Annotated in this window: 21 protein-coding genes and 1 pseudogene; 13 read left to right on the top strand and 9 right to left on the bottom strand. The window is 31.5% G+C overall.

Going from position 1 to position 22,547, the window contains the following annotated elements:
* Positions 1–6: 6 nt before the first annotated feature.
* The 3 genes from OQ292_RS40435 to OQ292_RS40425 all read right to left on the bottom strand — a co-directional run bounded on the left by OQ292_RS40435 (position 7) and on the right by OQ292_RS40425 (position 2,410).
* Entirely contained in the window at positions 7–921 is a 915-nt protein-coding gene (locus OQ292_RS40435) for a hypothetical protein (RefSeq protein WP_284689934.1), read from the bottom strand.
* Positions 922–1,035: 114 nt separating this feature from the next.
* Positions 1,036–1,215 (bottom strand): hypothetical protein, encoded by a 180-nt coding sequence (locus OQ292_RS40430; protein WP_284689933.1) that lies wholly within the window; start codon positions 1,213–1,215, stop codon positions 1,036–1,038.
* A gap of 115 nt (positions 1,216–1,330) precedes the next feature.
* Positions 1,331–2,410, bottom strand: a complete 1,080-nt coding sequence (locus OQ292_RS40425; protein ID WP_284689932.1) for a replication initiation protein — start codon at positions 2,408–2,410, stop codon at positions 1,331–1,333.
* Between the two features lie 437 nt (positions 2,411–2,847).
* Here OQ292_RS40425 and OQ292_RS40420 point away from each other — a divergent pair, with 437 nt between their 5' ends.
* The 4 genes and pseudogenes from OQ292_RS40420 to tnpA all read left to right on the top strand — a co-directional run bounded on the left by OQ292_RS40420 (position 2,848) and on the right by tnpA (position 6,080).
* On the top strand, positions 2,848–3,714 hold the full coding sequence (locus OQ292_RS40420) for an AAA family ATPase (RefSeq protein WP_284689931.1): 867 nt from the start codon (positions 2,848–2,850) through the stop codon (positions 3,712–3,714).
* A 21-nt stretch (positions 3,715–3,735) separates the two neighbouring features.
* Positions 3,736–4,608, top strand: a complete 873-nt coding sequence (locus tag OQ292_RS40415; RefSeq protein ID WP_284689930.1) for a ParB/RepB/Spo0J family partition protein — start codon at positions 3,736–3,738, stop codon at positions 4,606–4,608.
* Between the two features lie 54 nt (positions 4,609–4,662).
* Positions 4,663–5,337: an antA/AntB antirepressor family protein gene (locus OQ292_RS40410; RefSeq protein WP_284689929.1), complete on the top strand. Its 675-nt coding sequence runs from the start codon at positions 4,663–4,665 to the stop codon at positions 5,335–5,337.
* Between the two features lie 385 nt (positions 5,338–5,722).
* Positions 5,723–6,080 (top strand): annotated as a pseudogene (gene tnpA, locus OQ292_RS40405) (IS200/IS605 family transposase).
* 51 nt (positions 6,081–6,131) lie between these two features.
* Here tnpA and OQ292_RS40400 read toward each other — a convergent pair.
* From OQ292_RS40400 to OQ292_RS40390, 3 genes are all read right to left on the bottom strand, one after another.
* Positions 6,132–7,007: a hypothetical protein gene (locus tag OQ292_RS40400; protein ID WP_284689928.1), complete on the bottom strand. Its 876-nt coding sequence runs from the start codon at positions 7,005–7,007 to the stop codon at positions 6,132–6,134.
* 202 nt (positions 7,008–7,209) lie between these two features.
* The gene (locus tag OQ292_RS40395; RefSeq protein ID WP_284689927.1) at positions 7,210–8,559 is read right to left on the bottom strand and encodes a papain-like cysteine protease family protein; all 1,350 of its coding nucleotides are present in this window, start codon (positions 8,557–8,559) and stop codon (positions 7,210–7,212) included.
* 331 nt (positions 8,560–8,890) lie between these two features.
* On the bottom strand, positions 8,891–9,631 hold the full coding sequence (locus tag OQ292_RS40390) for a hypothetical protein (RefSeq protein WP_284689926.1): 741 nt from the start codon (positions 9,629–9,631) through the stop codon (positions 8,891–8,893).
* Positions 9,632–10,194: 563 nt separating this feature from the next.
* Here OQ292_RS40390 and OQ292_RS40385 point away from each other — a divergent pair.
* The 3 genes from OQ292_RS40385 to OQ292_RS40375 are packed head-to-tail and all read left to right on the top strand — an operon-like array spanning position 10,195 to position 14,219.
* Complete coding sequence (locus OQ292_RS40385; protein ID WP_284689925.1) at positions 10,195–11,667, top strand: alpha/beta hydrolase; 1,473 nt, start codon at positions 10,195–10,197, stop codon at positions 11,665–11,667.
* 13 nt (positions 11,668–11,680) lie between these two features.
* Positions 11,681–12,703 carry a caspase family protein gene (locus tag OQ292_RS40380; RefSeq protein WP_284689924.1) on the top strand — a complete coding sequence of 341 codons (1,023 nt, stop codon included), beginning with the start codon at positions 11,681–11,683 and terminating at the stop codon, positions 12,701–12,703.
* On the top strand, positions 12,690–14,219 hold the full coding sequence (locus OQ292_RS40375; protein WP_284689923.1) for a hypothetical protein: 1,530 nt from the start codon (positions 12,690–12,692) through the stop codon (positions 14,217–14,219). Before OQ292_RS40380 ends, OQ292_RS40375 begins: the two co-directional genes overlap by 14 nt.
* 85 nt (positions 14,220–14,304) lie before the next feature.
* Here the strand turns inward: OQ292_RS40375 and OQ292_RS41330 are convergent, their stop codons facing one another.
* From OQ292_RS41330 to OQ292_RS40365, 3 genes are read right to left on the bottom strand one after another with little or no spacing between them, the layout of a single operon-like run.
* Positions 14,305–14,424, bottom strand: coding sequence for a hypothetical protein (locus OQ292_RS41330; RefSeq protein WP_431733828.1), 120 nt, complete (start codon positions 14,422–14,424; stop codon positions 14,305–14,307).
* A gap of 17 nt (positions 14,425–14,441) precedes the next feature.
* Complete coding sequence (locus OQ292_RS40370) at positions 14,442–15,092, bottom strand: IS5 family transposase (protein ID WP_284689922.1); 651 nt, start codon at positions 15,090–15,092, stop codon at positions 14,442–14,444.
* A gap of 11 nt (positions 15,093–15,103) precedes the next feature.
* Positions 15,104–15,250, bottom strand: a complete 147-nt coding sequence (locus tag OQ292_RS40365) for a hypothetical protein (RefSeq protein ID WP_284689921.1) — start codon at positions 15,248–15,250, stop codon at positions 15,104–15,106.
* A 723-nt stretch (positions 15,251–15,973) separates the two neighbouring features.
* Here OQ292_RS40365 and OQ292_RS40360 point away from each other — a divergent pair.
* From OQ292_RS40360 to OQ292_RS40335, 6 genes are all read left to right on the top strand, one after another.
* Positions 15,974–18,490: a tetratricopeptide repeat protein gene (locus OQ292_RS40360; RefSeq protein WP_284689920.1), complete on the top strand. Its 2,517-nt coding sequence runs from the start codon at positions 15,974–15,976 to the stop codon at positions 18,488–18,490.
* 135 nt (positions 18,491–18,625) lie between these two features.
* Positions 18,626–19,396, top strand: coding sequence for a DUF6577 family protein (locus OQ292_RS40355; protein ID WP_284689919.1), 771 nt, complete (start codon positions 18,626–18,628; stop codon positions 19,394–19,396).
* Between the two features lie 37 nt (positions 19,397–19,433).
* Entirely contained in the window at positions 19,434–20,498 is a 1,065-nt protein-coding gene (locus OQ292_RS40350) for a nucleotidyl transferase AbiEii/AbiGii toxin family protein (RefSeq protein ID WP_284689918.1), read from the top strand.
* A 328-nt stretch (positions 20,499–20,826) separates the two neighbouring features.
* Positions 20,827–21,453 (top strand): hypothetical protein, encoded by a 627-nt coding sequence (locus OQ292_RS40345; RefSeq protein ID WP_284689917.1) that lies wholly within the window; start codon positions 20,827–20,829, stop codon positions 21,451–21,453.
* A 77-nt stretch (positions 21,454–21,530) separates the two neighbouring features.
* On the top strand, positions 21,531–22,010 hold the full coding sequence (locus OQ292_RS40340; protein WP_284689916.1) for a hypothetical protein: 480 nt from the start codon (positions 21,531–21,533) through the stop codon (positions 22,008–22,010).
* Between the two features lie 4 nt (positions 22,011–22,014).
* Positions 22,015–22,146 carry a hypothetical protein gene (locus tag OQ292_RS40335; RefSeq protein WP_284689915.1) on the top strand — a complete coding sequence of 44 codons (132 nt, stop codon included), beginning with the start codon at positions 22,015–22,017 and terminating at the stop codon, positions 22,144–22,146.
* Positions 22,147–22,547 lie beyond the last annotated feature (401 nt).

Genomic DNA, 22,547 nt, shown 5'->3' with positions numbered 1-22,547 from the left:
AATTAGCTAGTTATTCTTAAAATCATTTAGACTTAAACCACTATCAATTATATCATCCTCATTTAGCATTCTATCAAATGGAATAATACCATTTGTTTCTAATTTGGCTTCTAATTTATCTGCATAGGTGTGAGCGAAAACTTCTTTTTCACTTTTAGGAATTGAGAAGTATTTTTTTTCTGCTTTTGTTATTTCATTATAATATTCATCATCCAGTAAATCCCATTCTTTAAAAAGGGGATTAGTTTCTTGAGTATCATAATAATTGATTTGAGCATCTAGTGCATCAAGTTTAACTTTTAATTCGCTTAGAGGCCTTTTTACAACTTCAAGATAATGTACATAATGGCCGAACTCATGAGGAAGAGTTCTATATAGTTGAGTAGAGCGAATGTTATTTAATTTATATTCAGCTTCGTAAAATCTTTTGCCCATAATAATATTATGACCATCTTCTTTTAATCTTTCCAGTTCTTTTTGGGAGTCGATATTCAGTTTTTTAGACCACTTAAATTTTTGGGTTAAATCTATTGTTTCAATAATTATTGCTGGTAAATATTCTCCTTTAAATTCGTATGAGTAAATCAATCTACCCCAAGCAGGTTTAAGGTTTTCTTCTTTTTTAGTGGGTTGTCTCAAAATGATCAATTCTAGCTCTCCATAATCTTCACTAGGAATATAATTAAGTACTTTTACTATATCATCAATTGTACAAGCATGAAAAGAATTATTTCTAGTACTCTCTACTACAAATTTAAATTTATGATTCTTGATAACTCGTTCAACTACTTTATATGCTCCTAGTCTTTCATAAAAGAATTTCATATCTACAGAAGAGGAAGGAACAACCAATTGATTGTCTTTACTATAGCCTTGCTTGGGAGTACCTATGTTTCTATTTCTTCTTGCTGGGTTTCTCATTTATTACTTTTAAATAAGGCTTCAATTAAAGTAGCTATTTCGTTAAATAACGAATTATACTATTAGCTAATGTTACTTCTTCTCCATTTTCCTGGTATATACTACAAAGTAAGTTTAGGCAAAAGCAATCTCTTCCTTTTTAGAATCACCATTTTGAGCAATGAGATAACAGGCATAACGAGTTAGTACAAAGTCTTCAATTTTTCTCTTGGCTCCTTTTGCCAAACGGATCATTTTTACCGCCTGGTAAAAATGATCTTCAATGCTCTCACCGCTATTTTTACAGGCTGTCATCACTTTTTGAAGAACATTTTTAAACTTGTGCCAATTAGGATAATGAAAATAGAATACTAAAAATAATCAGTCGAAAATTTTAATAACTTAGTTGAATTTAACTAGGAGAATAATTTCATGACCTTGAGGATGTGTCATATGCATCCATAATCCATTTCTTCAATGTATGCTTATTTGGAAACTTTTCTCCGTCTTTGATAGCCATTTTCACAGCATTTACTTCTGGCCATATTTTCCAATCTGGATTTTTAGCATAGAGATTAAGAGCTAGTTGAGTTGTTTCCATGTCCATCCCTATTTCTTTTAATCGTTGCTGAAGACGTTGGATTTTATCTTGCAACACTGCTGAAAGTTGTGGGTCAGGTGATACCTTTAAATCATTGGATATTGGATCTACAGCCATATGAAAGGAAATAGCTTGTTTAAAAGATACATTTTTAGATTCTTGTTGAGATGTATTCTCTTTGTTTACTTCTACTTTTTCCTCTTGATCATTCTCTTGAAAAATAAAATTAACCGCAGTTACAGCTCTTCCTGTTTTGATATTCTTCATCTTCAAGTTCAAATCTGAGTTCTCGTTGATATCATTGATACAAGGAGTCAAAACCTTCTGCTTAAATAGAGAGAATTTTTGATAGGCTTTTGTGGAAGATAATCCCATACGTTGCTTTAATTCATCTAGTTGGATAATATTATTCGGATACTTCCTAGAGCCATTAATAAGGATATCATACAATCGAACACTGTTTCCTGACTTTAGTTTACGAATATGTTTATAGTAATAAGAAGTGAAATTGTTACTACCTTCTGTGACTATAAATTCAGCTAAACGAGAATTAAACTCAAATAGGATTTTTGTCTTAGATAGTGTGATATGTTCAAATAATGGAATATAGCTTTTTTCGTCTTCTTTAGTGATATTAATCTGAGAAGATGCTAACAAAGAACATGCACCATCTACTACTTTTAAGTCCTTCCCCCCAGGATATGCTCCCAAAAAATCTTTTACGGGTAAGGTGATACCTTTAGACTCATAACCACTCTTTGCATTCTCATTTCTCTCAAATAACTCTTCCTTATTATATGAGAATAAATAAAATAGTAATTTTTGAGCTGCTGGTTGTAACTTGCTTTGATACGCATTTACCAGCTTGTTATCTCTTTTAATACGTATTTTATCTAATAACGATTCCATTAAAAACTATATAAAAGTCCGTAATTATCTTCTAAAGATATAAAGAAGTCCGTATTTCACAAGTGTAAAATTAAGTTATTTTTACAGTTACGGGACTCCTGATACCTTTTTTGAAAAGTATCAATTGACCCGTATGGGTCAATTGATATCTTTATTATGGGTCATTAGATACCTTTCTGCGGGTAAGGTGATACCTTAAATACGGGGGTTTTGATACCTTATTGCGGGAAACTAGATACCTTTAAAGTACTTTTCTTACTGTAAATCAGTGAATTATGTAAAACATAATAATAAAGAATATATAATATAAAAAGATTAATAAGTACTTATGATCTTTTCTATTAGACTTTATTGTAATTCCTACATATAAATCAAAAATGATTTCTTTTTAATTATAAAATAATTTAATTTGTGGAAAAGAAATCATTTTTGGGAAAATGGATAATAACAATATCAGTAAAAATATAAAGAGGTTACGGGCTAATTTAAAAGTCAATCAAGGCGAATTAGCTGAAAAAACAGGAATCAGTAAACCTACTATCCAACGTATTGAACAAGGAACAACCACCGCTGATGTTGGTCAGTTATCGAAAATAGCAGCAGCATTAGGGACAGAGATTACCACTTTATTACAAGTAAATACAGATGTTATTTCAGTAGTAAATCAAAAAGGAGGTGTAGGCAAATCTACTTTATGTTCTTTAGTCGCTGTTCAAATTAAAGCAAAGCATCCCGAAAAAAGTATTGTCATTATTGATACCGATTACCAAAGTTCGACGAAAAAGCTGGATAAAGGAGATTCAATTGTGAATGTAATTGCTTTTGATGTCAATGAATCGAGTAACCCTATTTTAGAGTTTGTGGATTTGGTAGAAAAGCTAAAGAAAGAATATGATTTAGTAGTTGTAGATACAGCTGGTTCATTTATCCTTCAAAACTTTACTTCTACTGTTGTGGAGTGTTCTTCAGTAGTTTTAATTCCTATTGAAGTAAACGAACTTTCAATATCGGGTTCGATGATTACAATTCCAGTAGTATTAGCTGGTCAAGAGCGTAGAGCAAAAAAAGGATTAAAGGCTCTTGCTTCTATCATTGTAAACAAGGCGAAAAAAGTAACCTTGGAACAAAAGGAAATTGCAAAGATGGGAGACCTCGCAGGTATTGAAATCTTAAAAACTAAAATATCAGATCGCATTAGATATAGTAGAGAATTATCTTTAAGTAAGCCAATGGTAGATCCTAAAGATAAAACAGATGAGCTGAATATTCTCATTGATGAATTATTGACAAAAATTGATTTATAATCCTTATTAACTTAATTAGATATGGGTGCGTTTGATTATCTAAAACAAGACATAAATAAAGATGAAATAAAGAAGTTTAATGATAATAGAGCTAATCAAGTTTTAAATCAAAACTTCAAGCCTACTTTCTTAAAGGAAGATGATATAACGATTCTTTCAGAATTAGAATTATATATCCGTAAGCAAAAGCCAGAGGAATTAGAGCAGTTCAAAGCTTCTTTGGAAGAAGAAGGAATTCGTGATGCATTAGTAGTTACTTTGTTTGAGGGTAAAAATGTGTTAGTTGATGGTCACCACCGTTTTAGAGTAGGAAAAGAAGTTGGAATTACATACTTCCCCACTAAGCAGCTAGCACTTGGAACTTTAGAAGATATAAAGATTTGGATGCTCAAAAACCAATTGGGTAGACGAAATTTAACAGATGCAGAAAGAATTTATATAGCAACTGAGTTAACTAATTTCTTAACTGAAAAGGCTAAAGAGAATCAACAATCAGGGGTTAGGCTAAATTTAGCCAAAGGTGAAAAAGCCGTTAATACAAATGCTGAGATAGCAAAATTAGCGAATGTTTCTAGAGCAAATGTCACCAAATTCAATAAGCTAAAAAAAGAAGCTTCAGCGGAAGAATTAGAGAAAGTTATAATTGGTGAAAAGTCAATCCATAAAGCTCATTCTGACCTTAAAAAGTCTGCTGAAGTTGACTTAAAGCAAACCAACCTTCAAGATGAATTAGATACTAAAGGTAGCAAAAAACCTTACCATGGAGACATGGTAACACTGAATAATACGATTCGATCATTTGAAGATTTAATGTCTAAGGATGATAAAAAAGCTGCAAAACGTTCACTAGATGAAATGATAAAATTGATCAAAAGTATCAAAGGGAAAATATAAGTTTAAAAACAGTTATAAAAGTAAATTAGTAACAGAGAAAGAAAACTTACTACAATGGAATTAATTAAAATATATAAAGGTAATGTTATCTCTGCTAGAGAGCTTCATGAGTTTTTAGGAGTTAAAAGCCATTATAAAGATTGGATTAATAACCGTATTAAAAGGTACCAATTCGTAGAAAAAAGAGATTTTTTTAAGGTCGCTAAAATTTTAGCGGGCTCTCAAAAAGGGTTTGATCATATGTTAACAATGACCATGGCAAAAGAGCTTTGCATGGTAGAAAATAATGATCTTGGAAGAAAGGCTCGCCAATATTTTATTGCTGCTGAAGAAAAATTAATACAACTATCGCAAGACAAACGTTTTTCTGCATTTCTAAAACTAGAAACAACTAAACAGAAATTTCAAAACGAATTACTTGAAAGAGGGCTAAATGAACAAGACTATATAGAAATAGATACTTCAGGGAAAAAAGTATTTATGAATGGAGAACTTATACCTGACGAACTTTTGCAAACTGTATTATTAACAGCAAGAGATTTAGCCACACAGATGACTCATTACCATACAATTGAAAAAGACTTAAAAGAAACTGTAGCAATCAAGGACTCAAATAGAGATAATCACACAGGTGTTAGAAACACTTTACTAGATAAAGGCATAGTACCTGAAAACCTTCCAAAACAGGAGAGTATAAAAAAACTTATAGATAATGAAGAAAACTCCTGAAATTATGTACAAGAATCAGTCTAATTTGAAAGCTTGTCATTTTGTTGCTATTCCTGCGCATTAAGCTAAAAAACTTCTCAGACTTGTGCTTTCTTTGTTGTAAATCCTTACTTTTTAGGAGGTGAAAATCCATATTTTTTGCGATTGAAATGATGAAGATTCCTAAACAACTTTGTTACTAGCAAAATCTATTATTCATTAAAAATTTGACTAATATGGAAATTGAGTTTGACACATTGCCATTTACGCTATTTGAGACTGAACAAACTTCAAAACCCTGTACTTTCAGTACAGCACTTTAGTATTGCGAAAAAATCTATTAAGTTAGATAGATGACGCAAAAGAATAGAAAAGGCCTCACACAACCACACATTTAACAGTCCATATAGTTTGGGTAACCAAGTATAGATATCATGTTTTGCAAGGCGATGTCGGGAATTAATCATACAAATATGTGATACAGAAGAGATAGAGATATTAAAAGGAGTTGTGAGTAAAGATCATATACATATGCATATAGAATATCCACCCAACAATAATATAAGTGATATGGTAAAAAGGATGAAAGGTCGCAGTTCAAAGATATTACAACAAGAATATCCGAAATTGAAAGAAAGATATTGGGGACGTCATTTTTGGGCAGAAGGTTATGGGGCACAGGCAATATCACAGATAAAATGGTAGATGATTATCTAGAATATCATCGTAAAGACGATGATGGCTCTAATATGATGTTAGAGTAAGGGACTTTCAGTCCCCATATATAAACCTTTGTACTTTCAGTGCAGAGTGGTTTAGTTAAAATACCCTTTAGACATTTTTTCTTTGAATCGTTTATATATAATTGGCTCTTTCTTTAACTGTACTTCTGCTCGTTCTAATATACTTTTAAACTCTTGTGGTAATGTACCTAAGGAAGCAGACTCCACTATTCCAGAAGGTTCACTAGATTCAATTCTGTCTTTTATTTTCTTATATATTAACTCCATATTATTATCTCTAGCAGTATAAACTTCCATTGTTATTTTTCCTTCTAAAAATTCTTCAAGTAACACTGTTTGACCTTTTTTTACTTTTTCCAATTGATCATACATCAGCTTCAAAGAATTGAACCCTTCATTATTTTGTAAGTCTTCAAGACTTTGATATAGCTTGTAGAAAACAGAAGAAATATTAACTGTTTTAGAACCAAATAGATTTACTAATTTCACATTTGTACTTACTGAATATAAAAAGGCATAAACTCCTCCAGAAATTCTATTACCTGAGAATGAAAGAGATGATGCTAAACTTGACGAAGATTTAGCAATCTCTGCAACATTTGAAACTATATCAGTATACATCGATACATTTTCTTCATTCTTAATAAGTGTTGTGAAGCTGGATCCTAACGAACTAATCGCAACTGTTAAAGAGGAACTAACTGCATCAGCTATCGCATCAATATTGAATTCATCTATGTATTCAATTTTAATATTGCTACTTCCAGCTCTTTCTTCAGCATCTTCAATCCCTATTCTACTAAAATATTTATCAATTCGAGATTCAAACTCAGCTAAATGTGAAGATTCCTCCTCTATAACTAATTGTGTTAAATCGTCAAGCTTTTCTTTTGCTTCGATAGCGGCATCAACTTTTTCTTTGATTTTTTTTGACTTACATTTTTTCATATTAATAAATTTTAATTTTCTACAACTAGCGGGTAGATACAATGTATCTATTTTCTCTATAAATAAGTGTATATTTAATTTATGACTAAATGTAGGCAAAAAATAGAGTAAGTGAAACGTTACATAATTAGTAATTATGGTTATATTTCAAATATAAAGCGTGTTATTCCTTTTTTTTATCTTCATGGAATAAGCTGGTAGTTCATATTGAGGGGTCATATATTTTCTCTCTCCAGTGTATGATTTGGGCCTTTAAAGGTGTACCTGGTATCTTCTCATTTATAAATATTACTTCTCTTTCATAATCTTCTAAAAAATCCATGAATTTTTGACGCTGTACCTTACCATCAGCAGGATCAATAAATTCAAGTATAGAATCATTACCCAGATGATTTCCATATATCCCAATAAGCAATTTTGCATGGGCTAAAGGATACTTTGCATCTTTCGCAATGATCATCCACAAGGGACCATACTCTTCTAATAATCTGCTATATTCAGATTGGATATAATTTGCTGGTGGCATAGAAGACAATCCTGAAATACTCAGAAAATCTTTTAGTTTATTAGCAGGTAGCTTCAGATCCTTGAGATAATAATTTTCCCATGGATTACCAAAATAACTTGCTATTGAGTCAATTGGCACTTCTTCTTTCATTTTCCATGAAAGCATCATTTTATAAACAGTTATCCAACAGCTATTTTTTGATGGTTGTTTAACAGGGGATACATCATATTTTACTTGTTCGTATTCTATATGATAACCCTTTTTAGAATCAAGTATTCCCTCTTCTTCTTCAATTGAGCCCGTCCCTAAACTTTGTCCTGGTTGTAGATTACCTAAATTAACATCATCATCAACTCCCCAAAAAAGTCCTTCACCGATTATCTTATTCGATTTTATAGACCCGTTTTTACCTGAAACTCCAGTAAGAATTTCACCAAGATTGTTTACTACTTGAGTTTGTGTACTAGCATCTATCTGTTCAAAGAAATCCACGCTATATTCTGCATCAGCCTTGATTACTCTTTTGATTAATGAAACTTTATTGCCAGAGTTCAATCGATTATTTATTGCCTCAATACAAGAGGCCGAACGGTTATTCAAATATTCAAATACCGCATTATCGGGCAACTCTAGTATTTCAACATTTGAAAGCTTTAGACTCATATTCCGTATGACATTGGCTTCCGTTTTAAAGCGGGCATCTTTTAATACAGAAAGGTCCAGGTTGAGTTTATTACTAAGTTTAGTTGTGAGATCAATATCTGTAGTCCTAGATACTAGGAATGAATTTTCTATGTTATCCCCAAATGCCTTTTCACAAGTACATATAATCTTGAGGATTCCTGGGTTATTTTCATCTATCGAGACTATGGTTCCTGGTTTGGCCAGGTTATTAGGTGGTTTCATCTCTGCAAAATCACTTTCTTTTAAGACTTGATCTAAAGAAGGGATTGTTGAAAAGTATATCTTGTATAAAGTAAACCCTCCGATACCAACCGCTAAAATCATAAAAACAATTATTATTATGCGCCTTGTCTTATGCATATTTTATGTAATAAGTTAGAAATGAAATTCATATTTCTAATTTAGAAAAACTTTATGAGGTTCGACAACTATACGTACAAAATCCACCAAGGGATTAAAACGGCCATAAACCAATCTCTTTAGCCAAGTGGTTTTGCAAAAAATAACTTACTGATTGATAATTATATTTTTATATAATTATCAAAGGAGTTTTTGGTCACTCTAGAAAAGTGATAAAAATATTTTGCTGTATTAATTGTCATGTGCATCTCAAAAAATATAGGTTTTCTCGTGTATTTAGCAAGTTTGGCGGATTTGCATATACAGTTGCCGAACCTCAAATTAACATAAATTATGGGCTTTGATAGGTTTTAACTACTCTATCATAAATGGTTAAATAATCTGTAATCACATGAAATATCATCTCTTGTTTGATATCTTCATCCTGATTATTGATATTGATATCAATAGAAATATATTTACCATTACAAGGTTTTCTCTTATCTAGAGGATAATAACCTGATAATTTAAAATTATTTTTTTCACTATTAAAATGTATAGTTCGGACACAATCATCTAATAGATTAAACCACGAAAAACACACATTTTCTAAATGATTGAATTTCCTAAGTTTATTTAGATAGAAAGTATTAGTTTGATCCTTTGATTGTGATACTTTTTTTTCTTCTTTCATTATTTTAATAATTAACCTAATATCCAGTAATCCTCCCAGAAGAAAAGCTATTGCTCCAAAAAATGGTATCGCTGCAATTAAGATACAAAGAAATTCGATTGAAGATGTTAATTCATCACTAAGATTTTCTTTGAATCCAGAATCAACAAAACTTGGTACACAGAAAATAATAATTGCAAATAATACAAGAAATGAACCTGTACCCATCCAAATTGGTAACCAGTCAAGAAAGAATCTATTTCTAACATTAACAGTTGGATGATGATTACCAACTTCATTTTTTATTAATCCTAGAAATCGATCTTTACGGTTTGTCATCAATTCTAACGCTTTTAATACAACACTAAAAGCACTCCAAATAGTAGTAAGGAGAATTATTGGTATGCCAAGAGTAATCATTACATTAAAAAATTTGTATAGCTAATAATGTATTAGCTTTTATGAAAAAGGAAGAGGCTAATTGTATATTTATAATATGTGGTTATATATAGTAGACCAAAGATTGTTCCTTTATTCTAATTTGAAATATCAAAAAGATGTCTATACTTATATTTTTCTAATATTCTTTTTTTTTGAATATAAAAATATTTAAATAACACAACTTGCAACAAGTTTAGAGACACTGTAACTTCCTATATTTAATTAGGATATGGGGAATATATCTGCAGTAATGGAAATAATTTTCTACAATGTTATTAGTAAACTATGTTTCATCTCTTGTTAGGCTTAGCAGAAATAATTTAAACATTCAAATTTATTGAGCGCAATACCTATAAATGAAATAAACTATAACAAAATAGGAATACATTCAATAAAAGATATACAATGATAAATACTTAACATACTTTAGAAGTTATGTGATAAAAATTAGGCATAGCTTTTTTTATAAGAAGAATATTTTTAAGTTTAAATGATTCATGTAACTCTTACCATGAAAATAATCCATCAAATTCAATACTTTTATGAGTAAAGAAGTCATTCATGTAGGAACTAAGGGGACATTTGAAAAATATGGTATTTATTATACAACTCCACAGGATATAGATGATATTATAGAACATCTTAAAACAAGTAATAAAAGACAAATCTCCTTGTATTTTCATGGAGGGCTTGTAAACGAATCTGATGGATTTGCTAGTGCCAACATGATGAAAGAAATATTAAACGTAGCTAATCATCATCCTATTTCATTTGTCTGGAAATCAGGTTTTATTGAGACTATTCGGGAACGAATTACCACGATCCATAAAACTAAAATTTTTAAGAAGATTTTGAAGCTTCTTCTAAAAAAGGTGGGCAGCAAGCTGGGGCTGAGTATAGATGCCAAAGGTTTTGAGCAGTTGAGTGATTCTTTTGTCGAAGCTGAGTTAAAGAAGGACGAACCTTTTGCAGACTTTCTTCTTGAAGAAGATCAAAATACAAAATCTCCTAACTTAGAAAAGAATAGCAATCAAGAAATTATAATTTCTAATGAAACAGAATTGCTTAAAGAGTTAGAAAAAGAATATGAGATTGAGATAGCACAGGATATTCAAATTGACGAACTTATTGAAGATATAGACCCTCAAGAAACACTTATCAATTCAAGCTTACTAGAATTAAAGGATGGGCAAGATAGCAAAGGGTTCATTACAACCATTCAGGTAGTGAGGTTCTTGTCCAAAATTGCTTTCAAGGTAATTAAACGATATGTGCAAAAGAGAAATCATGGATTTTATCCAACTGTTATTGAAGAAATTTATAGAGAGGCTTATATATCAGATTTAGGAGCCTGGCTATGGAAAGGAATGAAAGATAAAGCTGCTGAAATGTGGTTGCCAAACGAAGGATTGGAAGGAGACAAGCAGTATGTAGGTACCTATTTCCTAACTAAACTGAATGAGATAGGAGTACCTATTGATATAGATATAGTTGCTCATAGTGCAGGAAGTATTCTGACCTGTCACTTGCTAAAAAACCTCTCAGAAAACTATCAAAATCTTAAGGTGAGTAATGTGGTTTTTTTGGCTCCTGCTTGTACCTCAGAACTTTTTCACCAAGAAGTAATTTTACATCCAGAGAGATTGAAGTATTTCAGAATGTTTACCATGACAGATGAGGCAGAGTCTAAGGATGCATTAGTAGATAATATCAAAGCTATTTACCCTCGTTCGCTGCTCTATTTTATTTCAGGGATTCTAGAAGATGGGGGAGAAAACTATGATGCTTATATTCTAGGGATGGAGCGTTTCTTTAAATTCGAAAATTATGAGAAGGTAGAAATATTAAAAGATATTAAGGACTATCTATTAGCCGAAGGAAAAGAAAGGCTAGTGCTTTCTCCTACCCAAAATAATCTGGATGGGTTTAATTGCATGGCAATAGATCATGGTAAATTTGATGATGACATAACTACAAAAGAAAGCATTCAGCATATTTTGACCATAAACACTTAGATGTATTGAAATTATGGAGGCTTTTGCAGTTATCATAGGGATTGCTCATTACCAAGAGGAGAAAAAGCTACATCAATTGGATGGAGCCATTAATGATGCCCAAGCCTTTTATGATTGGGCAATTAACCCAAAAGGAGGGAAAGTAACTACAGAAAATGCAATTTTGCTACTTTCCCAGAATAATTTCACTCAAGTCATCACAGATCAGATAGAAGATGCACTTATTAATATGATTCAAAAAGCTTTAGCTAAGAAGCAAGAAGATCCAAGTTTGCGTTTTTATTTTTTTTTCTCAGGGCATGGTTTGGGGCTATCCATCAATGATGTGGCTATGCTTGTAACTAATTGGCGGCAATATGCACCTGGTAGGGGTATATCTTCATTTCAGTATAATGAAGATATTATTAATAGGGGTATTTTTAGCGAAGCCTTTTTTTTTATTGATTGCTGTCGCTCCAGGTATGTAGGAGTCAGACCTATGACTTCAAGATTGAGAGATCTTGGAGCCTATGAAGGTGCAAACAATACACTTTCATTAGTAGCTATGGCTACTTCTCACCATACAAGTGCTTACCAAGAAGTTGGTGATTCTGCCAGTAAAATGAGTTACTTTACAAGAGCCTTGCTCAGTATATTAAATGGCGAAGACTTTACACAAACAGAAGATATAACAGTTTCCCAACTTCAAGGCTTATTAGAGAAAAAGACTAGTGAGCTTGCAAAAGAGGATGATCGCACACAAGATGTGAGATTCTATGGACAGTTCTTAGATATAGATCGAGTCGTTTTTCAGATAGATGGGAAAGTGCTTCCCTCTACTAGTACTAACGTGATTTTTGAATTTTCCAATGAGACAGAAGGTCCATATGTATTGGAAAATGGTATTCTAGAAGAAATAAATCAATGGGATAAGGATGGTGGAAATTGGGAGCTATCTCTTCCTAGAGGGCTTTATACAATTCTAGATTCAGCCACTTCAAAAGAAAAATCTATTAAGGTCAGAAACGAAAATACTTTGCAACATGTCAAATTCTAAAGAAATGTTTACACTTGAAATTGTTGCAAGAGATGCTGTAGCAGAGTGGTCAAAAGTATCAATCATTGATGCTCAAGACCATTTAAGAAAAAGTGGTACAGGTTCTTTTTCAGTACAGTTGCCAAAAGGTCTATATACTGTTTTAGTAGAGTATGATAAAGATACTACACAAGATATTATCAGACATACTAGAAATAATATTTTTTACATTAGTACACCAAAAAATTTAAATCAAGCCGAAACGTCTGAATATTTTAATATAGTTCCCAGCTCTGATTTCAATAAATATGATACTATTGCATTACAGCAAAGTCAGAATAAAATAAAGAGGAATGTTATATCTATAGAAGAAGATTCTTCTACAGGTTCCTTATTTATCTTCCTCAGATTTGAGGAGAGATGGAATAGAGTCTATAAGCAAATTCAGTTAAGCAATTTCTATTTTGAAAAACTAAAATTAAGGCAAACTGATTGGGATATTGATAAATCAAATCTATGGCAGTCATTTAAAACAGATTTGCCTGAGGGCTTCTATTTTGTATCTTTCAATGAAGATGAGGGTCGAAGCTATCCTATCCAGATTTTTAAAGACAAGCAAACTCAAATTACGCTGAATATAAAGAATAAACCATTGCTTCATACATTCAAAATAGAGGTTTCAAAAAGCCATCGATATGAGCCTCTCACTGAAGGAAGTGAGTCTTATGTCTTGGCACTACAAAAATTACAATTCTTTGACTATCGAGTATCTAGCAAAATGGTGGATGATTTAGCATATGGCAAATGGGAGCATCCTATGTATGGGATAGTTATAGCCTACCTTTGCCTACTATGGAATTCTGATATAGATAATAGTCTAATTAATAAGGTAGTTGAGAATCTAAATGAACGGATTTTGCCTTATAGTGATAGTCCAGATTTACGTATACTCAACTTGTTGACTAAAAAACAGCAGAAAAATTCTTCTGAGTTTCAACAGATTTTATCAGAAGAATCTTCTTTTATACAATTACCTATGTTTAGAATAGGCTTTGAAACTCTTATATCTCTATCTTATAAAGCTCCTCACTTAATTCCTTCTGAAAGTCTACCAGATTTAATTGCTAATAGAGTTTACTTTGATACGCCATGGTTGTGCTTCAAACCTATTAAAAATAAATTTTTACCAGATACTCAGTTCCCTAAACACAGAAAAGGTAGAACATTGCTAGAGAAAGTAACAAATACGATTTCAAAAATAGATGAATTGAAAGATTGGGGTGAGGAGGTTGTACCTATTGTGGCATATATGCTAGAGAGGAAAGGAATAGAAAAAGTTTCTGTACAGCAATTAGCCATGGAATTACGGATTCCTACTACTACCCTCCTGAGAAAGGTTAACGAGCTTACTGTGATTTTATTCAAGAATCCTAAGACTGCTATGATAGCAAAAGACATATTGAATCAATTACTAGATACCTCTTTTAATATTGAAAAGGCACAAATTATAATTGAACGTTTCCAAAAAGAACGTTAAGTAGTAATAAATGTTTTTTTACTTGAACCTTATATTGGGGGATAAAGCTTTTTTATAAAATTATATGATGCATTTAAGAACATGTTTAGATTTTTAATCGTCTAATTTTTGCCAAGATCATATTGATAAAGGCAATTTGCATGAAATTGACAGCCGAAGCGGCAGTTTTCTCATAATCTTTTGAAAGTCTCCTGTAGAAGTTCATCCATGCGAAGCTCCTTTCTACCTGCCATCTCCCTTTTTGGGGAACGAATCCCTCAGCGCTGTCTGGTTTTTGACTAGGCGTCCCCGTGCAATTTCTCCCCTCCAGCCATATAACTCCAAACTTTCTATAAACTCTCCATTATATGCCTTGTCCAAGCAAAATAACTCGAGTCGCTCATTGCCTTCTAGTTGCCAAAGTAGCTCTAGACCAGCCTGACCATCGTTGATGTTGGCACCTGTTACTGCTATGGCAACCGGCAGACCATGTTTATCCACGGCGATATGCCGCTTTCGCCCATTTACCAGCTTGTTGCCATCGATCTCTTTACAGGCATCCACAAAGGGCACTGACCTCACACTTTGACTGTCCACAGCCACCTGTGAAGGCTGTGCTTTGTCCCCGTTTGTTTCTCGGAAAGTTGCCAATAGGTTAGAAAGAAGCTTTTGCCAGGTACCGTTTCGCTGCCATCGGTAATAGTAGTACTGTATGATCGACAGGTGTGGGAGATACTTACTGTCCATATTCCTCCATTGCGTGCCTGTACGGGTCAGGTGTACAAGCCCATTTACCACCATTCTCAAACAAGTCTTACGCTTTCTTCCATTATCTACTATTGGTTGTATATATTGCCAGTCGGAATCGGTAAGGACGTTTTGACGCTCTTGCATAATCTAGGGTTTTAGTCGACCAATAGATTAGCCGATTCCTTCTTTTTATACAAATTTTGCATAGCACTAAGTTTAAGCAACACAAAAACTAAACACACTCTTAATACCAGTTTTCTACCATAATTCATCTCTTCTCTAAAGACAGTAATACTTTCCATATCATTATTCAGCCTTATTACACACATGAAGCAAATGTCTCATAGGATAAATATCATCAATATTGTGTTTTGTGACAGTTTGATTTTATGCTGTTGTTTTTAACAAAAAGAAAAAAGCGTTTGCTAAAACCAAAAAAGCATCTCATGATTAATTGAATTACCGCAAGTTTAATTACTTTTAGTAAAAAAAGAGAGTTGTTCTGGTGTAACTAATTGATTATTAGTACTAATTTTTTAACAAAGCAAGAATGACATCGTATTTCAAAAGATAAAATTATAAATATTTGATTATGAGATCATTACAATTTGATGAGTTTTGCAATAACGGGTTCAAAAAACATAACTATCTGATTATAAGTGGCATAACAAGATAAAGGATATACTTAACATAAAAGGAAATTATCACACCAATCTTTAAATCAGAGGTATGCTTCAATATTTATTAAAATTTAATAATATTTAGTTCTCCAATCAGGTACACTTGAATCTATAAAAGTGGGCAGATTCAAATTTTTTAGTAAAAACTATAGTTCTATTGGCTCCTTATTTTTCAGAAAGGCTTAATTCTCCATTCGATAATATTCTAATATGATTTGTATCAAATGATAACAATGAAACAATTTTATTAAAAGATTATGTTTCGATTTTAGACATTTTAATAGACCCTTATAAGGTAGCTCTAATTAGAGATATCTAGTACAAAAAAGCATAAATAAAATTTAGATGGCGTTAGAGTATTCAAAAATAATTTTGTCGATGAGTAATATGGTTATAAATCTTGCCAAAAATGAGGCAGAAAGAAACCATAAGGTCATATCTGTATTGAAAAAGTATGACATAATCAAACTTAAAAAAGACTTTGAGAGTATCTATGCACATACCTTGGTCGAATATGGCATGGATAAATATCCAAAAGAACTGGTCAGACTATTTAGCCTTGAAGATGTCATGGAGGTTTTGAAAGATGAGTATTACAAAATAGGCTCATCAGAGGAAGAAGTTACTAAGAAAGTAGTTACCATTCTTAATACTAAGAAATCCTTTTTCCTTTTAGAGCTAAGACGTGTAGGAATAGAGAAAGAGCATTTAAAGAAGGAACTGTCCAAGTTTAGCGAGAAGTTTAAGGAGCTGGTTAAAAAAGCAGCAGACCCTTTTGAGATAGAAAAATATAATAATAATATTCAGACCAAATCTAATACCGAACAGATATTAGAAATTCTTAAAAAATATACCCAAAAAGAAAAAACGATATTAAAGTATCTTACTGGTTCACTTCCCATAGTAGCAAAAGAAGATTTCATAGGCAGGGAACAAGACCTGAACAAATTAGACGAATTGCTTAAGTCTTCTGAAAAGGTCGTCTTGGTGAATGGAATAGGTGGTATCGGTAAGACTACGCTCGCCAAACGCTACCTAACCCTAAATCAAGATGAGTATGACCATATCGCATGGTTGGAGGTTAGAATAGATGAACAAGGCTTGCAAACGAGTTTCTTACAAGAAGTAGCCAATAATCAAGAGTTACACAAAAGTCTGACAATCCCTTTAGATTCAGAAACCTCTGAAGAGGCACGCTTTAATGCCATTATGCATGCCATGCAAAACTTAGAAGGGAAAAACCTCCTGCTTATCGATAATGCGACCAACGTCTTACAAACATTAAAGGATGCACTACCATCCCCGCCTAGTTGGCATGTCCTGGTCACTTCACGTCTAGAACTCGAAGGGTTCAAGAAGCTAGGTTTGGATATCCTTGCTCCTGATGAAGCCAAGGCTTTGTTCATCAAACATACCAGTGAAAAAACTATAGATGAAAAGGAACTGGAGTTATTACTAGAATATATTGGATATCACACGCTCACCATAGAGCTCTTGGCCAAGACCTTCCATAAAAGCCTAACCTTAAAAAAAGTGAGTGAGATTACTAATTACATGAAATCTAAGGCTTTCGACCATGAGAGATTGGCAAAAAAAATTGTCATTGACCATAGCAAGAACAAGGAAATAACAGCATACCAGCATCTACTTTCGGCCTTTACTATGGCAGATATGGGCGAAGTGGAAATTTGGCTCTTGAAACAATTTTCGGTATTACCATCAGTGCCCATGGAGGCAGTATTTATATTGGATACTCTGTTATACACAAAATTAGGTCTAAAAAGTTATAGTAAAGAGATTATAGCAGATACTTTACAAGCAATTTCACAAAAAGGCTGGTTACAAAAAGATGTAGAAGGGAAGTTTTCTATGCACCGTATCATTCAGACAGCTATAAGATATCAAACATTAATAAAAAGCAATGATTGTGGATATCTAATAGATAAAGTAGCTCAATTATTAGAAATTGACCAATCAAAAGATAATCCAATTGAAAAATTCCCTTATGTGGTTTTTGGGGAAAGCTTACTTTTCAATTTCAAAGATGAAGACGATATGGGTATTTTTGAACTAAAAAATAATCTGGCTATGGTATATAAAGAAATGGGACGATACCCAGAAGCCATAGAATTAATGGAACAATTATACGCTTCCTATAAGGGAAGTTTTGGAAATGATAGATATACAATTTTGATACAGTCAAACCTTGGAGTACTATATAAAAATCAAGAAAAATATCAAAAGGCCCAAAAATTACTAGAAGATGCATTTGAACAGCAAAAGAACTTACCTATATCAATGCAAGATGGCATAAAAACAACAATGTCTAACCTAGCATTGGTATATATAAAACTGAATCGTCTCGATGAAGCCGCGATATTAATGGAGCAAGTACTCACTTCCGATATGAACACATTTGGTGAGAATCATCCCAATACTATTGCAAGTATATCCAATTTATCTATGATATATGATGATATGAAGCGTTACATAGAAGCTGAAAGACTAGCAAAAAAAGCACTTACCTTAGCGAAAGAATGTTTTGAAGAAGGCCATCCTAATATAGCAAAAAGTATAAATAATTTAGCCTTAATGTATTACAGAGATGAAAAGAATGAAGAGGCAGAACAACTATTTGAAGAGGCGTTAGCTTCTGATAAAAAAAACTTTGGTGAGAATCATCCCTCTACTGTAAGAAGTATGTACAATATTTCTTTGGTATATGAGAAATTAGGAAAATATAAAGAGGCAAAGAATTATATTTACAAATCATATAATTTTTATTTAGAAAGTTTAGGTAAGGAGCACGCTCAGACAAAAAGTACTAAAAAATGGCTTGATAGAATAAAGAGATTAGCATAATTAAAGATTATGAATCATATGCTCTGTCAGTTATTGTATTTTTTTTATAAGTATAATTTTTTTCTCTTAATAATTAGCATAATATGATTTGTAGAATACAAAAAAAAACTAATATTTGACAATAATATTGGTTTAGTGCCAATTATTAGTTTATATATTCATTTAAATACAATAGCTATTCAATCTTTACATATCAATGAATTAAAAAATACTTTTGCGGATGATCAACAAATCACCGTGACGGATATTATTGAATTTTATAGACAGTATGAGAAAAAAATTAAACGTTCTACTATAGATTGGAGAATATATTCATTATCTAAAAAAGGGATATTGTATAGAGTTTCTAGAGGAACCTATACCTTATCAAAAGAAGATGTGAATTTATATACTCCCGAAATAACTAAATCATTAAAATTACTTTACAACAAAATTCATAATATTTTTCCATTTATAGATATATGTTTATGGTCTACAAAATGGCTAAATGAATTTATGCTACATCAACCTGGTAAATTTCACACTCTTGTAGAAGTAGATAAAGATGTCATGGAATCTGTTTTTTATTCTCTAAAAGATCAAGGTAAGAATGTATTTTTGAATCCTTCAATTGATATATTTGATAAATATATAATTTATGAAAAAAATCCAATAATTATCACTCGTCTTACAACAGAAGCACCTGTACAAAAAATACGTGGTATAAAGACAATAACAATTGAAAAAATGCTAGTTGATATATATTGTGATCCAGTATTATTTTCTACCTATCAAGGTGCTGAATTATTACGAATATATAAAAATGCCTTTGAGAAATATAATATAAATAGACACAAGGTATATCGATATGCCGATAGAAGAAATAAAAAGAAAGATATAATTAATTTGATTGATAAAATTAAGTAATTGCAATAAATATATATTATTGCCAAATCTTAGATAAATGATAAGGGAGGATTCATTAACGGAAGAGTGGATAAAAAAAGTAGCTAAAGATCACAAAGCAGATCCAATATTAGTAGAGAAAGTAATACGAGCTCTCTATCTGTTGGAAAAATTATGTGTAAGTGAACTTGATTTTATTTTTAAAGGTGGTACAGCATTAACATTACTTCTTCCAGAACCAAAAAGATTTTCTATTGATATAGATATTATCATATCAGATAATTCTGTAGATATTAAAATTATACTTGACTGGATAATTAAAAATTCAGATTTTATAGGATATAAAGAAGATGAACGAGAAAATAAATCTGATATAAAAAAAGCTCATTATAAGTTTTATTACGAACCAGCAAGTAGTTATAGATCAGATAAAGAATATATCCTTCTTGATATACTATATCAAGAGAGTCATTATGAAGAACATGTTCAAGAGGTAGAAATCACATCAAATTTTTTAAATTGTGAGGGTAATAATATACTAGTAACTGTTCCAACTGCAGAAGCTATACTAGGAGATAAACTTACTGCATTTGCACCAAATACAACAGGTATTCCATATCAAAATGGGAAAGAAGTTGAGATTATTAAGCAACTATTTGATATTGGAAATCTGTTTGACATGATTAACAATGCAGAAATTATATCCGATGTTTTTGAAAAGTTTGCAAAAACAGAATTGGACTATAGAAATCTTGATTTAACTTCTCATGAAGTCCTTAATGATATTATTAAGACAGCTATGTTAATTGCAACTAGAGGACAATCAGGTGAAAAAGATGATTTTACTGAACTACAGAAAGGTATTAGTAATATTAAGAACTATATTTTTTCAGAAAGTTTTCATATTGAAAAAGCTATGATTCCTGCCGCAAAAGCAGCTTACTTAGCTGCTTTATTACTAAATCATACTAAAGAAATAATTTTCTTTACAGAAGCATCAGAAATAGCAAAATGCTCTATTGAACAACCTTTTCATACAAAATTGAACAAATTAAAAAAAACAAATCCAGAGGCTTTTTTTTATTGGTGCAAAACTTATGAACTACTACATGGTAATAAATAAAAGTATTTGTTTAGCTTTTAGTTGCATCAGTATTTAGGCTAAGTTCAAATTTTTATTGGCCATATAATATTTAAACTATAAAGAATAAGCTCGATGACTTGTTGTATGAATACATTATTAGTCAGTTTGAGACGAGGATGAGAAAAAAGGTGAAAAATTTTACATTTCATAGTAAGTATCAAAGGTTTTGATGAAGGTGGTAATTATGGGCAAGAATCGCTTAAAGTCTGTGTGTTAATCTACTTGTGGTTCGGGTTCATTCAAACCCAAGCATGAGAAAAAGGGCTTTTGTAGGGGATGTTTGTTTGAATCTATATAATTAGGAAATATGAAATATGGAATTTTCATAATTGAGTCATTAGGTGAAAGTGATGATAAAGATGGAAAAATATTAAAAAACATTTTAGATGTATGTTGTATTGAGAGTAAGTATTCAGAAATAAATACTAAATCTCAATTAATAGAAGTAATTGAAGAATTTCAGAAAAGTGAATTTAGATATTTACATATATCATGTCATGCAAATGTAAATGGGTTTGGACTTAATGATAAATCTTTTATTAAAAATTCAGAATTCTCAGAAATCATAGGAGATAGAATTCCTAAAAGAAGAATATTTATGTCCGCTTGTGAAGCTGGAAATATCGATTTAGCAGGCAAACTCATTACTATAAATAAAATTTATTCACTTATTGGGAGTCCTGAAGTAATAGGGTTTGATAAATCATTGCTTTTTTATCCAACACTTTATCATATATTGAATGAACATGATGAAATGAAAATGAAGAAAAAAGAATTATTAAAATCAATAAGGGGAGGGGTAAATCTTTTCAATATACCCATTCATTACTATGCCTTTTTGAAAAAGGATGGAATTTGGAATGAAAATGAAATCAGAGAGTATATTTTTAAGCCCAATAAAAAAACAAAAAAAAGCTATCAAAACGTAGGATAAAGATTTACTATAACTTTATATTTTCATATTCTTTACAAGAAAGTCTTTCATTAAATTATATAAAGAAAATGAACGAAATGAGAGAAAAACTCTGGTACTTTTTAGTTGATTCAAAAACCAATCAATTATATAGTAATCAAATTCTAAAAAAATATCAAAAGTTTGACCTATACTTAAATGTTTTTTTAGTGATAGCAGCTTCTTCAAGTATAGGAGCTTGGGTAATTTGGCAAAAGTTACCATATTTATGGGCGGTTATTTTAGGCGTAAGCCAATTATTTACTATTATAAAACCATATTTGTTATTTCAGAAATATATCAAAGTATTTAGTGAGAAAAGTCTTCAATGGCAGTATCTAACGATTGATTTAGAGGAATTTTGGTATAATATAAATTACAAAAAGATGGACGAAGATAATGTAAGTCACAAATTTTTTGAGTTGAAAAAGAAAGCAGTGTCATTTGATAATATTCCAGATGATATAATTTTTTTTAATCATAATAAACAATTAACCAAAGCTGAGGAAGAAACTAATATTTATCTCAAAAAAATTTAAAATTATGTCTAAACAAAAAGATCCGACAAAACCAGTAATAAGAAAAGACAAACCTAAGCCAAGTACAAAAAGCTTTCCAGGTCATAGAAATCCTCCACCTCCACCTGAAAGAAAAAATAATGAAAAATCCAGTTGAAAAAGCTATGAAGATAAACTTATTATTTTGAATTTATCACCCAATAATATATATGCGAATCAAGGGTTAAAATCCAATTAGCATCATAATAGCAGTAGCAGCTTTACCAAAAACATGTACATTGAGTCCTTTTGTGGACTTTACTTTCGAGGTATTCTGGATATTTACCTTTTCAATCATCCAATTGAAGAAAGATTCTATTGGCTGCCTTACACTTAAGACAGCCTTCCCGTAAAGGACACTGAATGCTTCATTAAACTGTCTTTCCCACTCCGCTTCCCCCTTCTTCCGCTTTTCAGGGCAGACGTTGCATATTACTTTTCTAGTTGATTGCCTACATCTTCAGCTGCGTAAGCCTGTCGCCAAATACCCATCTAATGCAACTTTAGTCCATAATAATA

This window comes from Chondrinema litorale (assembly GCF_026250525.1).
GTDB classification, from domain to species: Bacteria; Bacteroidota; Bacteroidia; order Cytophagales; family Flammeovirgaceae; genus Chondrinema; species Chondrinema litorale.
The sequence above is the reverse complement of the archived record's forward strand: the minus strand, read 5'-3'. Positions and strand labels throughout refer to the sequence as shown.

Bases quoted from the DNA above. Each gene is read 5' to 3' on its own strand.
- OQ292_RS41330 (WP_431733828.1), bottom strand. From the start codon at position 14,424: ATGAACTTCTACAGGAGACTTTCAAAAGATTATGAGAAAACTGCCGCT.
- OQ292_RS40385 (WP_284689925.1), top strand. From the start codon at position 10,195: ATGAGTAAAGAAGTCATTCATGTAGGAACTAAGGGGACATTTGAAAAA.
- OQ292_RS40335 (WP_284689915.1), top strand. From the start codon at position 22,015: ATGTCTAAACAAAAAGATCCGACAAAACCAGTAATAAGAAAAGACAAA.
- OQ292_RS40425 (WP_284689932.1), bottom strand. From the start codon at position 2,410: ATGGAATCGTTATTAGATAAAATACGTATTAAAAGAGATAACAAGCTG.
- OQ292_RS40390 (WP_284689926.1), bottom strand. From the start codon at position 9,631: ATGATTACTCTTGGCATACCAATAATTCTCCTTACTACTATTTGGAGT.
- OQ292_RS40340 (WP_284689916.1), top strand. From the start codon at position 21,531: ATGAGAGAAAAACTCTGGTACTTTTTAGTTGATTCAAAAACCAATCAA.
- OQ292_RS40375 (WP_284689923.1), top strand. From the start codon at position 12,690: ATGTCAAATTCTAAAGAAATGTTTACACTTGAAATTGTTGCAAGAGAT.
- OQ292_RS40370 (WP_284689922.1), bottom strand. From the start codon at position 15,092: ATGCAAGAGCGTCAAAACGTCCTTACCGATTCCGACTGGCAATATATA.
- OQ292_RS40365 (WP_284689921.1), bottom strand. From the start codon at position 15,250: ATGGAAAGTATTACTGTCTTTAGAGAAGAGATGAATTATGGTAGAAAA.
- OQ292_RS40400 (WP_284689928.1), bottom strand. From the start codon at position 7,007: ATGAAAAAATGTAAGTCAAAAAAAATCAAAGAAAAAGTTGATGCCGCT.
- OQ292_RS40360 (WP_284689920.1), top strand. From the start codon at position 15,974: ATGGCGTTAGAGTATTCAAAAATAATTTTGTCGATGAGTAATATGGTT.
- OQ292_RS40435 (WP_284689934.1), bottom strand. From the start codon at position 921: ATGAGAAACCCAGCAAGAAGAAATAGAAACATAGGTACTCCCAAGCAA.
- OQ292_RS40380 (WP_284689924.1), top strand. From the start codon at position 11,681: ATGGAGGCTTTTGCAGTTATCATAGGGATTGCTCATTACCAAGAGGAG.
- OQ292_RS40395 (WP_284689927.1), bottom strand. From the start codon at position 8,559: ATGCATAAGACAAGGCGCATAATAATAATTGTTTTTATGATTTTAGCG.
- OQ292_RS40345 (WP_284689917.1), top strand. From the start codon at position 20,827: ATGAAATATGGAATTTTCATAATTGAGTCATTAGGTGAAAGTGATGAT.
- OQ292_RS40420 (WP_284689931.1), top strand. From the start codon at position 2,848: ATGGATAATAACAATATCAGTAAAAATATAAAGAGGTTACGGGCTAAT.
- OQ292_RS40415 (WP_284689930.1), top strand. From the start codon at position 3,736: ATGGGTGCGTTTGATTATCTAAAACAAGACATAAATAAAGATGAAATA.
- OQ292_RS40350 (WP_284689918.1), top strand. From the start codon at position 19,434: ATGATAAGGGAGGATTCATTAACGGAAGAGTGGATAAAAAAAGTAGCT.
- OQ292_RS40410 (WP_284689929.1), top strand. From the start codon at position 4,663: ATGGAATTAATTAAAATATATAAAGGTAATGTTATCTCTGCTAGAGAG.
- OQ292_RS40430 (WP_284689933.1), bottom strand. From the start codon at position 1,215: ATGACAGCCTGTAAAAATAGCGGTGAGAGCATTGAAGATCATTTTTAC.